The 12,808-nt window shown below is 50.4% G+C and carries 11 protein-coding genes; all 11 read left to right on the forward strand.

All coding sequences use genetic code 11. The annotated features are described in order from the left end of the window. The first annotated feature begins 111 nt into the window (after window positions 1-111). The 11 genes from MCACP_RS01750 to larA all read left to right on the forward strand — a co-directional run bounded on the left by MCACP_RS01750 (window position 112) and on the right by larA (window position 12,696). Window positions 112-1,347 carry an NAD(P)/FAD-dependent oxidoreductase gene (locus tag MCACP_RS01750; RefSeq protein WP_406677687.1) on the forward strand — a complete coding sequence of 412 codons (1,236 nt, stop codon included), beginning with the start codon at window positions 112-114 and terminating at the stop codon, window positions 1,345-1,347. Between the two features lie 93 nt (window positions 1,348-1,440). Beyond that, entirely contained in the window at window positions 1,441-1,635 is a 195-nt protein-coding gene (locus tag MCACP_RS01755; RefSeq protein ID WP_406677688.1) for a hypothetical protein, read from the forward strand. Window positions 1,636-1,678: 43 nt separating this feature from the next. Next, on the forward strand, window positions 1,679-2,074 hold the full coding sequence (gene mntA / locus MCACP_RS01760) for a type VII toxin-antitoxin system MntA family adenylyltransferase antitoxin (protein WP_406678655.1): 396 nt from the start codon (window positions 1,679-1,681) through the stop codon (window positions 2,072-2,074). Beyond that, window positions 2,075-2,536 carry a type VII toxin-antitoxin system HepT family RNase toxin gene (gene hepT, locus MCACP_RS01765; protein WP_406677689.1) on the forward strand — a complete coding sequence of 154 codons (462 nt, stop codon included), beginning with the start codon at window positions 2,075-2,077 and terminating at the stop codon, window positions 2,534-2,536. A 100-nt stretch (window positions 2,537-2,636) separates the two neighbouring features. Beyond that, entirely contained in the window at window positions 2,637-4,547 is a 1,911-nt protein-coding gene (locus tag MCACP_RS01770) for a sigma 54-interacting transcriptional regulator (RefSeq protein ID WP_406677690.1), read from the forward strand. Window positions 4,548-4,797: 250 nt separating this feature from the next. Beyond that, window positions 4,798-6,063, forward strand: coding sequence for a four-carbon acid sugar kinase family protein (locus MCACP_RS01775; RefSeq protein ID WP_406677691.1), 1,266 nt, complete (start codon window positions 4,798-4,800; stop codon window positions 6,061-6,063). Window positions 6,064-6,082: 19 nt separating this feature from the next. Next, window positions 6,083-7,108, forward strand: a complete 1,026-nt coding sequence (pdxA, locus tag MCACP_RS01780) for a 4-hydroxythreonine-4-phosphate dehydrogenase PdxA (RefSeq protein ID WP_406677692.1) — start codon at window positions 6,083-6,085, stop codon at window positions 7,106-7,108. Between the two features lie 51 nt (window positions 7,109-7,159). Next, entirely contained in the window at window positions 7,160-9,046 is a 1,887-nt protein-coding gene (locus MCACP_RS01785; RefSeq protein WP_406677693.1) for a TRAP transporter large permease subunit, read from the forward strand. 132 nt (window positions 9,047-9,178) lie between these two features. Further along, window positions 9,179-10,192 carry a TRAP transporter substrate-binding protein gene (locus tag MCACP_RS01790; RefSeq protein WP_406677694.1) on the forward strand — a complete coding sequence of 338 codons (1,014 nt, stop codon included), beginning with the start codon at window positions 9,179-9,181 and terminating at the stop codon, window positions 10,190-10,192. Between the two features lie 96 nt (window positions 10,193-10,288). Further along, entirely contained in the window at window positions 10,289-11,335 is a 1,047-nt protein-coding gene (locus tag MCACP_RS01795; protein WP_406677695.1) for a uroporphyrinogen decarboxylase family protein, read from the forward strand. Window positions 11,336-11,409: 74 nt separating this feature from the next. Then, entirely contained in the window at window positions 11,410-12,696 is a 1,287-nt protein-coding gene (larA, locus tag MCACP_RS01800) for a nickel-dependent lactate racemase (protein WP_406677696.1), read from the forward strand. Window positions 12,697-12,808: the final 112 nt, after the last annotated feature.

The following is a 12,808-nucleotide window of genomic DNA, read 5'->3' on the forward strand; positions in this document are numbered from 1 at the left end:
GTCCGCAGCCGCCGGAAAGGACATGAAAATATTTGGCTGGCATTGGCCGGAGGCGAGTGTGACATTGCCAGCCCGCGATAGAGTTTTTTGGGGGAGTGGCAGGGAAAGTTGGTGGCTGACGCAATGCGCTATTTAATTCTTGGTAACAGCGCCGCCGGGGTGACCGCGGCCGGAACCATCCGCCGCGCCGACCCGGCCGGGGAAATTACAATTGTCGGCGACGAGCCCTACCCCTATTACGCCCGTGTTCTTACGTCTTATTACCTGGGCGGGCTGGTCACCCGTGACAGACTCTGGCTGGCGGGTGAAGAATGGTATCGCCGGCAGGGGGTAAAGCTGCTCACCGGGAGGCGGGCGGTAGCAGTCGATACTGGAAGCCGTCGGGTAGGCCTGGACGACGGCAGGGAGCTTCCCTACGACCGCCTGCTGGTAGCCACCGGGGCTTCCCCTCAGCAAATTGACATACCGGGCAGCAACCTGGCCGGGGTCTTCACGCTGCGCACCCTGGACGATGCTGTCGCCATCCGTCAATTCGCCCGGCCCGGGGGTCAGGCGGTGGTTATCGGCGGCGGCCTGGTGGGCATTAAGGCGGCTGAAGGCCTTCACGCCAGAGGGTTGCAGGTGCGCCTGGTGGTATCTTCAGGCCGGCTCCTTTCCCAGGCCCTGGATGATACCGGCGCGGAACTGGTGCGCCGGACCATGGCTAACGCCGGGTTTACCATCCACCTGCGGGAAGATGTCGTTGCGCTGGAAGGCCGGGAAAAAGTGACGGCCGCCGTCCTGCGCTCGGGGGTTACGGTACCGGCGGACGTAGTGGTTGTGGGCAAAGGGGTGCGGCCCAATGTGGCCTTCCTGCGGGGGAGCGGGATAAAGGTGGACCGGGGTATTCTAGTAAATGAATACCTGGCCACCAACATTCCCGGAGTCTATGCCGCCGGGGATGTGGCCCAGGCCTATGACTACGCCTGGCAGGAGCCGCGCCTCAACGCTATCTGGGGCAACGCCGTGGAGCAGGGCCGCCTGGCCGGGTTCAATATGGCCGGGCACCATACGGCTTACTGCGGCGGCATCGGGCGGAATTCCCTGGTAGTGAACGGCCTGGGAGTCATCAGCGGCGGCATCGTCAACCCGCCGGGAGAGGGATACCAGGTAGTTACCCGCCTTGATGAGCGTCGTTCTTATTACCGCAAAGCCGTTCTCCAGGGCCGGCGGTTGGTTGGTATGGTAGCAGTAGGTCCTCCTGGCGGCGCCGGGGGTTTCCAAACCCTCATCGGACGGGAAGTAAAAGATAAATACATCGCCAGTTTCCTGGACGGCAGCTTTACCTGGTCCATGGTCGGGCGGTGACTTACGAGAGCGGGGCGGGACCCGCTCTCAGTTTGTAAGTAACGTTTTATTCAGCTGGAAATTATGCTAAACTAAAAAAAGGAGCGTGATAAATTGCATGAGTATTGTAAAGAGGATACTGTGGAATTTGTCGCTGAGCGGATAGAACGCCTACTGGCAGAAACGAAAGCTGATATTGAGGCCAGAATTTCAGCCCTGGAAACACGGCTGACGTGGAGGTTATGCGCCTTCTGGATAGGCCGGGCGGCTTTTTTCTACGGATTGGTGAAAGTCTTTCTGGCTGAATAGGGACGGGTATAACAGGACCCCTTTTATTGTTAAGGTGACCAGGATGGATAAAAAAATCTATGAGCAATTAAAAAGCTACTTTAATGAGCAACAAAATATACGGATGGCCTTTTTATTTGGTTCCCGGGCCAAAGGCCGGGCCCGGCCGGGGTCAGATGCAGATGTGGGAGTATACCTCGAGCCAGGCTATACCAGGCAGGATATTTACCGGATATGGAATGAACTTGAGGATATGCTGGGCCTTAAAGTGGATCTCCTGGTTCTAAATGAAGCAACGCCCTCTCTGATATGGACGGTTTTAAAGGGGAAGCCCCTCTTTATCCGGGATCAAAGTTTTTATATCCAGTATATGCTGGATATTTCCCGTGAAGCCGAAGATTTCCAGCAGTTTTTACTTGACTGGTGGCGCTGGCGGATGAAAATCAGGGGGTCGGTATAAATGGCACCTATTACCGATGAGCAGGTGATTTCCATCATTCGCCGCCTCAGGTTTTTAGCTACGGAGTTAGAGGATCTGAAGGCCTATGAAGAAATGGATTATTTTCAATACCAGAGTGATCGCAAGAGCCGCCGAGATGTGGAGAGGATTATCGAAAATTTGGTCAACGCCGCCCTGGATATTGCCAAAATTCTTATCGCCGGTGAAGACCTGGAAGTACCGGAAACCTACCGCCAGGCCTTTATCCAGCTCGGTGAAGCAGGTATTATTGATCAAGAACTGGCCCTCGCCCTTGCAGAAAAGGCCAGGACAAGGAATATTTTAGCCCACCAGTACCTGGACATAAAATGGGAACGGATCAAAGATTTTTTAGCTACTGGTATTGCTAATATGGAGCAGTTCAAGCAACAGGTAGAGCAGAGGTTGATCGCCCGGGAGAAAGAAGAGAAAAGAAGAAACTAATAGCTGTTATTCCGCATTTTTACTTGCCCGCCCTTAAAAATGGCCCTTGCCATTTAATAAGTTTGATGGTAGCAGGATAGGCGTCTTTGGGAGTGATATTATGTCCCACCTGGGCCTGGTAGCTCCCTATGCCGACCTGGCCGAACTGGCCGGGCAGGTGTGCGCTGAGCTGGGTGAGGATGTTGCCATTGCCGCCGGCGACCTGGCGGAAGGGGTAAAGGTGGCCAGAGAACTGGCGGCCAGGGGTGCGGAGGTCATTATCAGCCGCGGCGGCACCGCCACCCTTATCAGCCGCCATGTGGAGGTGCCGGTGGTAGAGATTGCCGTGAGCGCCTTTGACCTGGTTCGGGCCCTGGCTGAGGCCAGGGAACTGGGCCATTATATAGGAGTTGCCGGCTTCCGCAACGTCATCTACGGCACCAAAAGCCTGGAGCCGGTCTTGGGGGTCCATATTGAAGAGTTAATTATCGAGGCTGAAGAGGATGCGGCCGGGATTATTGCTGAAGGCAAGGCTATGGGGCTGGAAGTTATCGTTGGCGATGCCGTATCCGTCCGGTCAGCACAGAAACTGGGCCTTCAGGCGATACTTGTCACTTCAGGCAAAGAGGCCATCAGCCAGGCCATACGCGAGGCCCGGGAGGTGGCGCTGGTGCGCCGGCGGGAACGGGCTCGGGCCGAGCAGTTCAAAGCTATCCTGGATTTTGCCTATGAGGGTATTGTGGCCACCGACCAGGAAGGCCGCATTACCCTGGTCAACCCGGCAGCCGAAAGGATCCTGGGCCTGACGGCATCCAGGGTAGTGGGACGGCTGGCGCGGGAGGTTCTGCCAGGCGTTCCCCTGGACCAGGTGCGGAAGTCAGGGCAAAAGCGCTTGGGGGAACTGCACCGGGCCGGCAATACCCTGGTTGCCGAGAACGTGGTTCCGGTAATTACCGGGCGGGAAATTGTCGGGGCTGTGGCTACCTTCCAGGATGTCAGCCATCTCCAGGCCGTGGAAACCAGAGCCCGCCAGGAATTGTACCTCAAAGGCCATGTGGCCCAGTTTACCTTCGATGATATCGTTACCTGTAGCCCGGTCATGGCCCGCGTTATCGAGCGGGCGCGCCAGTTTGCCGCCGCCGAAGCGACAATATTAATCACCGGCGAAACCGGCTCCGGTAAGGAAATGGTGGCCCAGAGCATCCACAACGCCAGCCAGCGGCGGGAAGGACCTTTTGTGGCGGTAAACTGCGCCGCCGTGCCGGAAAACTTGCTGGAAAGCGAACTCTTCGGCTACGAGGAAGGAGCTTTCACCGGTGCGCGCAAAGGTGGTAAGAAGGGTCTCTTTGAACTGGCCCACCGGGGTACCCTTTTCCTGGACGAGATCGGCGAACTTTCTTTAAACCTGCAGGCGCGGCTTCTACGGGTACTGCAGCAAAAGGCCATCATGCGCGTCGGCGGTGACCGGGTGCTGCCGGTGGACGTGCGCATCATCGCCGCGACCCACCGCGACCTGGAAGAGGCCGTGGCCAGGGAAACCTTCCGCCGTGACCTGTATTACCGGTTGAACGTGCTGCATATAAAGCTGCCTCCATTGCGAGAACGTTTGGAAGATTTACCGTTACTCATCAAAGCCCTGGTCGAAAAAGTCAGCCGGCGTTCCGGGCGCCTGCCGCCGTTATTCAGCGAGGATGTCATCGCCCGGTTACAGGCCTATAACTGGCCAGGCAACGTTCGCGAGCTCGAAAACATCATCGAGCGCCTGGTGGTCCTGCGCAGCGGCCAGAGGGTGGAGCCTACTGATGTGGAGGAAATTATAGGGCCGGCAGAAAGCCGGCCAGAACCCGGACTGCAGCTGACCCTCCGGGGAACCCTGGAGGAAATGGAGGCGGAAATCATCCGCCGGACCCTGGCCCTCACCAATAACAATAAAGACGAAACCTGTCGTCGCCTGGGGCTTAGTAAAACTACCCTCTGGCGGCGGCTGAAAAGCTGGCAGGAGGGGAAACCTCGACAGGTTAGCGGCAGTTGAAATATTTTTTTCTCAGGCGGGGTTTATAATTCAAAATGAAATATGTCAATCCAAAATGAAATCTACCTAATCTATGGCCAGAGTAATAATTTATCTGGCCATAGTTTTTTGCCCTTTTCAAAATGAAATATTCCACTTAGCCATAAAGCATGACATAATCCCCTTGCTTCAAAATTGTACGCCAATACTGCAATGGCACGCTTCTTGCGATAATATCATGATGACTGCCGCACCGGAGCGAGGGTATTAAATGGAACACATAGCCATCATCGCCGACGACTTAACCGGGGCCAACGACACCGGCGTCCAATTTTGCAAGCATGGTTTCCGCACCATGGTGATTATAGATGCGGCTAACGTGGGGCAGGTGGGTAGAGACAAAGATGTTTGGGCGATTAACGCCGACACCCGCCACATGACAGTCCCGGAAGCCTACCGACGCGTTTACGAGATTGCTTTAAAGCTAAAAGAGGCGGCTGTCAGCCGGGTTTATAAAAAAATTGATTCTACCCTGCGCGGCCACCCCGGCGCCGAGCTGGAAGCCGTGATGGATGCCTGGCAGGCCGGGCTTGCCCTGGTAGTACCGGCCTTTCCGGCCAACCGGCGGGTGGTGGTAGACGGCCACCTGTTGATAAGTGAAAGTACAGCTATGGCTGCGACTTCCGCAAGTTGTATTCCTGACTGTAGCGGGCAAGTTCTTTGCCATATTCCCACCGTTTTGCAAAAAGAAATGAACCGTCAGGTAGGGCAGATTAACCTGGCGATGGTGCGCCGGGGAGGGGAAGAACTGGCAAACGCCCTGGAAGCCGCCAGGGCAAACAGCCAGGTGCTGGTCCTGGATGCTACCAGCGAAGAGGACCTGATGAATATCGCCCGGGCCATCAGCCACGTTCGGCAGGATGTCATTGTGGCCGGTGCTGCCGGTTTAGCCGCCCATTTAACAATGGCCTGGAATCTGAAACCCTTGACATTTCGCTCCTTTAAAAGAGAGGGGACGGTGCTGGTAGTAGCCGGTTCACGTAATCCGGTTACTGCTGCCCAGGTCCAACGGCTGGCTGAATTTAGCGCCTGCTTGCCGGTACAGGTAGACACGGCGGCTATCCTGGCCGGTAATGAGGAAGCAGAAATAAAGCGAGTACTGCAGGAGGCTGCAGACCGTGAAAATAAGGACCTGCTCATAATCGCCGTTGCTAGCCTCTTCCAGCTCGCAGGAACGGATGCAGGCGCGGGAAAAAACAGCAAGTCCATCGCGGCAGCCCTGGGGACTATCACTAGCCGCCTCCTTGGTAGTCGCAAAATAAAAAGCCTGGTGGTTACCGGCGGCGATACTGCCGTCCATGTCTGTCGCGCCCTTGCAGCCCGGGGAATTAACCTGAGTGCCGATCTTCTGCCCGGCATCCCCATGGGTTACCTGGAAGGCGGCCCGGCCGACGGCCTGCCCATTGTTACCAAAGCTGGCGGTTTTGGTCCCCCGGAAGCTTTTATTGAAGTGTTTCGCTATCTTACCCAGGAATAAAACCCTGAGACGGAGTTGAATGGAAATGGTAAAACCTCTAATTGCTATCACAGCAGGTGACCCCTGTGGTATCGGCCCGGAGATCACGGCTAAAGCCCTGGCCCTGCCGGAAATCTACGAACAATGCCGGCCCCTGGTTATAGCCGACGCCGGATTGATGTGCGAAGCCGTCAAGATTGCCGGAGTAAACCTGGCCGTAAGGGCGGTAACCAGTCCCGCTGAAGGGCGTTATGACTACGGTACCATTGATGTCCTGGACCTGCAGAATGTAGACTTAAGCCAGCTCGAATATGGCAAAGTGACCCGGATGGGGGGTGAAGCAAGTTTCCAGTATATAGCGAAAGCTATCGAACTTGCCCTGGCGGGAGAAGTCCACGCCGTCACCACCGGTCCCATTAACAAAGAGGCCATCAACCTGGCCGGGCATCATTACGCCGGGCACACGGAGATTTTCGCCGATCTAACAAAGACACGGGATTATTGCATGATGCTCATCGATAAAAATTTCCGGGTTTCCCATGTAACCACCCATGTAGCTTACAGCCAGGTGCCGCTGTTGATAAAAAAAGAGCGGGTGCTGAAGGTAATCGAGCTTACACATAATGCCCTGTTGAAAATGGGCATTGCCAGCCCCCGCATAGCCGTGGCGGGTCTTAACCCTCATGCCGGCGAGGACGGCCTTTTCGGCCGCGAGGAGATCGAAGAGATCGCCCCCGCCATCGCCGCCGCCCGTAGCCGGGGTATGCAGGTAGACGGCCCCGTTTCCCCGGACACCATCTTCGTCAAGCTCCATGGTGGCCAGTACGACGCCGTTGTAGCCATGTACCACGACCAGGGGCATATCCCCACCAAGGTTATCGGCTTCCAGTACGACGACGCCACCGGAAAGTGGGGCTCTGTTGCCGGCATCAACATCACCCTGGGCCTGCCTATCATCCGCACCTCTGTGGACCACGGCACGGCATTCGGCAAGGCGGGAAAAGGTACGGCCAACCCGGAAAGTATGGTAGATGCATTGAAGATGGCAATAAGGCTGGTAGTTTAGGCATTAGAAAACTGTATCCCAAAATTTAATTTTATCAGAAGGAGAATTGTTATGTCATTTGGTGAAATGAACGATACAATGAATACAGAAGGTATTATAAATTCTTTTGGGAAACCTTTGGTGGTTGATTTACTGGCATGCGTTTTAGAAATAACCACGGGAATACTGCTTATAGCAGACGTTATAGTAGTAGGTGCGGCAGTAATATGGCGCTATATCTTACACGATCCCTTGCCATGGGCAGACGAAGTTGCGCGTCTTCTTCTTATTTGGCTTACTTTCTTAGGAGGATGTATTGCCTTAAAAAGGCATAGCCATATGAATATGGACGCAATTGTTTCTAAGCTACCTGACCAATGGCGTTCTGTAATTGACGGCATAGTACAGATTATACAAATTAGCTTTTTAATTTTCCTGGCTATTAAGGGTTATGAGCTAGTCATAGTGAGACTTGCAGAACCCTCGCCAGCTTTACTTATATCTATGGGTTGGTTTATTGCCCCGGTCCCTTTATGTACGATAATAATGGTAATTTGGATGGTAATGGATATATATACAAGTGTAAGAAAGAATGGTCTTAGAGCACTTATAGGTATTATAGTTGGAGCGATAATAATCGGCATTGCTGTTTCAGGTATTTCTTTATTTCAAAGCATAAATCCTTTGATAATATTAATGGTAGTTTCTTTTCTTCTTATTCTTTTTGGCACTCCTATAGCTTTATCGTTAGGCGCGGCATCGCTCGCATACCTGTTATTGAAACAGCAAACACCTGTTATTATTGTTCCCCAACGTATGGTGGCGGGTGTTGATTCATTCGCTCTCCTCGCTTTGCCTTTCTTTATTCTGGCTGGCAACCTTATGGAGAGTGGGGGCATATCGGAACGCCTGGTGAATTTTGCTTCCGCTTTAGTTGGTCATTTGAGGGGCGGGTTGGGACAAGTAGCTGTCGTAACCGAGATCTTGTTTTCCGGTATATCGGGTTCTGCTTCCGCAGATGTTTCTGCAGTTGGGTCGATGCTTATTCCTCCTATGGAAAGAGCCGGTTATAAACGAGTAGATTCTGCAGCAATTATTAGTGCAGCTTGCGCTATGGGAGTGTTGGTTCCTCCCATGATCTGGATGGTAGTCATAGGCGCTTATTTCAATATCAGTATTATCGCTATTTTTTTAGGTAGCATTTTACCCGCGTTAACCCTGGCTATACCTCTTATGATTTTAATTTATTTCATTTCCCGTCGCGAAAATTGGCCAAGTGGACCACGTTTGCCCTGGAGGGAAAGACTGAGGGCGACCATTAATGCTATAATTCCTTTAATGATGCCCGTTGTTATATTTGGTACTATTCGTGGCGGTGTAGTTACTGTAACGGAAGGCGCGGCTGTAGCGGTATTTTATGCCATCATAGTAGGGTTGCTCATATATAGAGAGGTTTCAATTAAAGAATTGATTAAGCATTTTGTTGAAGCGGGAGTTACTTCGGGGATGATTTTATGGTTGATCGGCGCGGCATCAATATTTTCTTGGGTACTTGCCCATGAATTAGTACCAGCAACAATAGGCATGTGGATCACAAATTTCACCAATAGCAGATGGTTATTTCTTGTGTTATCTGTATTAATCTTTATGGTACTAGGCGGTATTCTCGAAGGTCTCCCGGCAATCCTGATTCTTGCCCCCATTTTTATACCAATAGCTGGTAAGTTAGGAATTAATATGGTTCATTACTCTGTCGTTATTATCGGTGCAACCGGTATAGGTATATTCGTGCCACCTGTCGGCGTGGGCGCATTTATAGCCTGTACTATAGCAAGAATTAATGTAATTACCTTGGCTAAACGCTATTTACCTTATCTATTGGTACTGATATGTGCATTATTGGTAGTGACATTTATCCCCGCAATCACATTGATTTTACCTACGCTACTGCTCAAATAAATTGCAGGGCTGCTTGGGTAGGAGGCAATTTTATGATAGGGGGGATATAATATAGTTTAGTTAATAATTCTATGATTAGGGCCACAAAAACTAAAATTTTAAGGAGGGTTTTCTGAAATGAGGTTATGTAAGATGAAAAAGGGTATAATCCTTTTAATGCTCGTTTTTCTAGCTGTGACGGTTTTAGGATGCGGTTCAGGTAATACGCAGAATGCAAAATCTCAGGAAAAAAAGAAATGGACAATCCGCCTGGGCACTATTCAAGCACCGGACAACGTGGTAACTCAAACTGCTATAAAATTTGCTGAGTATGCCAAAGAAAAGAGCGGCGGTAGATTGGATGTCCAGGTATTACCTGCTTCGCAACTAGGTAGCGCAAAAGAGCAGATTGAGAGTGTGAAACTGGGTAGCCAGGAAATGTTTACCGACGCCACCGACTGGTTAGGGGCATATGTGCCTGAGTATAATATCCTGGGGTTAGCATTTGCCTTCAGGGATCAAGACCATGTACACAAATTTTTAAAAGGCCCCGAAGGGGAAAAAATGATAGAAAAACTTATTACATCGCATGGTATAAGGGTCCTTACCCATACCCTCGATAGAGTACCGAGAAACCTTCTGACAACTAGGCCGGTCAAATCTATTGCCGATCTCAAGGGATTGAAACTCCGTGTTCCTGAAATGCCTGCGTATGTGGAGGCGTGGAAGGCCATGGGGGCTGCTCCTACGCCTCTGGCTCTAGGAGAATTGTATACCGGGCTTGAACAAGGGGTAGTAGAAGGATTAGAAATTAATACGGATAGTATGTACACCCAAAAATTTTACGAAGTGGCTAAAAACTACGCCTCTACAGGTCATGTTTTTGCTACATGTATGCTTATTATAAATGAAAAATTTTATCAAAGTTTACCAGACGATATGAAAAAGGTATTACAGGATGCCGCTTCAGAGGCCGAGAAATATAATAATGAGACTGTCAAAAAGTTAGAGATGGATAGTGTAGAAAAAATGAAAGCCGCCGGCGTTGTTGTAAGTCAAATTAATATAGATGAAATGCGTAATGCGGTTAAAGATGTTGCCTACAAGTTAGAAGAGAAAGGTATCTGGCCCAAGGGGTTATATGATAAAGTTCAAGCTATAAAATGACACAAGATATGAAAAAGGGGGCTAGGCAGATAAATGTCTAGCCTCCTTTATGGAACAAAAAGATAATTATATAAAAAGGAGAAAGGATGTCGCAATTTGAAAACTTACCAGGAAGCCTTACAAGCTCTTAGATTTAAGCAAACCACAACAGTGCCTGTTGTTTTGTGGGCGATAGGACAGACATACGCTCCTTTTGCTGGAATTCCTGATGATGAATATTATGGCGATCCTGATAAAATGTTGAATGCGCAGTTATTGTTTCATGAAAAGTTTGCAGACGTATTTACCGTTCCAGGGATATGGCCTGATTTAGGTACTGTACCTGAACTTGGTGCTTTAGGTGCAATAGTTGAATTCCCCAATAATGCTCCTCCCCAAATTCGGCATCCTGCCCTGCAGGATATTCAAGAAGTTTCAAATCTGGCTATTCCCGATCCTCGCAATTCCCCATATACTTCCCAGGTGTTGGACTACCTCAAGTATTTTAAAAAATATCTACCTCAAAAACTTCAGGACGAATATGGCTACTTGGATGGACATCTCTTCTGCATGGGTCCAGGGGAAGTTTCGGCTTTAATGGTTGGATATGATAAATTTTGCTATGCTCTGGTTGATTATCCAGAATTAGTCCATGAGCTTTTGCGAAAGGTTACAGACTTCGTGAAAGAATATTTAATAGCGCAAATGGAGATAGTTGGCCCTGCCAAACGGGTCATCGTGGTAGATCATTTCCCGGGGATGATTTCAGCTCCCATGTATAAGGAGTTTATTCATCCTTATTTAAACGAAATATTTATACTTACTCAGGAAGCTGAGATAAGGCTTTATCATAATGAAAATAATTATCCCCATCTGGTAAACTATATTAAGGACCTTGGAGCCAATGTCTGTCATATTGGCTATAAGCATAACCTGAGGGAAGACAAAGAGAAGATGGGAAAATGCCTGATGGGCAATGTCCATCCTATCATAGAAATGTTGGAAGGGAGTGCGAGCGATCTTCGCAAAAGGTGCCAAGAAATTATTAAAAGCGCAGGTAAAGGCGGGGGTCTTTGGCTATCAACTGCTGGTGGGATGGCTCCAGAAACACCTCCTGAAAAAATAAAAATCTTAATAGAGGTGGCATCCGAAACTCCTGTTTGAAGAAAGTAGTATTAAATTTCAACACTTGTTTAGATAGATGTTTATTGTTCCGGTTGAGAGAGGAGAGTTTCTGAGTGGGATACGGCTTAGATTTACCTTATGGTAATGGTAAACTTACCATTAATTTTTCCGCAGAAGACTTAGTGAAGGTTTTATCACCGTTATCTATAAAAGAAATACCCCCTATGAAAGAAGAGATCCAGGAGGCTTTAGCAAATCCTATCGGTTGCCAGACACTGAGCAAGATAGTATCACCGACGAGCAAGGTAGTGATTCTTTGTGACGACAACACCCGCCTGACGCCAGCCAATCTCATTGTTCCCATCATTCTCAGGGAATTAGCAAGCGGTGGCGTCCGCAAGGAAAATATCAAAATCCTCATGGCGCTAGGTACCCACCGGCCCATGACACAGGAAGAGCTGAAACAAAAATTAGGTGACGAAATTGTAGAGCAGGTGGAAGTAATAAACCATGACTTCCGAAATCCAGCAGTCCTATATGATTTCGGCCTGACAGAAAACGGTACGCCGGTGAAGGTAAACAGATTGGTGCTGGAAGCAGATATCGTTATCGGTATTGGCAGCATCGTTCCCCACCATATACCCGGATATAGTGGGGGGGCCAAGATCGTGCAGCCGGGAATTTGCGGAGAGGATACCACGGCAGCCACTCATCTCTTGAGTGTGCGCACCCGGCGCAATATGCTAGGCATAGTGGAAAATAAGGTGCGGGAAGAAATGGAGGCTATAGCTGATAAAGCGGGAGTAAAATACGTGTTTAATACGGTTTTGGACCCCCGGGGGCGGGTAGTTAAAGCCTTCTTCGGCGATATCCGCCAAGCATTCCGTGCAGGGGTGGAGACCAGTCGTCGGGTTTATGGCATTCCTGCCCAGGGACGGACACCTATTGTGGTGGCCAGCTCTTACCCGTGCGACCTGGAGTTCTGGCAGGCCCACAAGACGTTATACCCGTGCGATATGCTGGTGGAAGAGGGTGGCAGTATAATTATTGTCACTCCCTGCCCGGAAGGAGTGGCGGTCACCCATCCGGAGTTGCTGGAATTTGCCGGCCAGAGCCCGGAGGATATTGACGCCCAGATTGAGGAGGGGATTATAAAGGATAAGGTGGCGGGGGCACTGGCCCTGGCCTGGGCCAAGGTGCGCCAGCATGCCGATGTTTGCCTGGTTTCCCATGGTATCGGCCCCGAGATGGCGACCAAACTGGGCTTTAAACACGCTGCTATAGTAGAAGAAGCCCTGGACCGGGCCTGGGCGCGGCTGGGCAAAGGAGCCGGGGTGACAGTATTAACCCATGGAGCTGATACCCTACCGTTATTACCGGAAGATGACAATCTGCAGTAGTTTTGCAGAGGTAAATTCCCCGGTAGCATCCTTTGCCCAGTTTGTTAAAACCTATTTAAAATATTAAAATAACCTTACTTAGTGAGAAGGAAAATAAGCAATAATGTCGAAT

Source organism: Neomoorella carbonis (assembly GCF_045278715.1).
Classification (GTDB): Bacteria; Bacillota; DSM-521; order Neomoorellales; family Neomoorellaceae; genus Neomoorella; species Neomoorella carbonis.

Excerpts from the sequence above, each read along its gene's own strand:
- mntA (WP_406678655.1), top strand. The coding sequence starts at position 1,679 with ATGGATAAAAAAATCTATGAGCAATTAAAAAGCTACTTTAATGAGCAA.
- hepT (WP_406677689.1), top strand. The coding sequence starts at position 2,075 with ATGGCACCTATTACCGATGAGCAGGTGATTTCCATCATTCGCCGCCTC.
- MCACP_RS01770 (WP_406677690.1), top strand. The coding sequence starts at position 2,637 with ATGTCCCACCTGGGCCTGGTAGCTCCCTATGCCGACCTGGCCGAACTG.
- MCACP_RS01775 (WP_406677691.1), top strand. The coding sequence starts at position 4,798 with ATGGAACACATAGCCATCATCGCCGACGACTTAACCGGGGCCAACGAC.
- pdxA (WP_406677692.1), top strand. The coding sequence starts at position 6,083 with ATGGAAATGGTAAAACCTCTAATTGCTATCACAGCAGGTGACCCCTGT.
- MCACP_RS01785 (WP_406677693.1), top strand. The coding sequence starts at position 7,160 with ATGTCATTTGGTGAAATGAACGATACAATGAATACAGAAGGTATTATA.
- MCACP_RS01790 (WP_406677694.1), top strand. The coding sequence starts at position 9,179 with ATGAAAAAGGGTATAATCCTTTTAATGCTCGTTTTTCTAGCTGTGACG.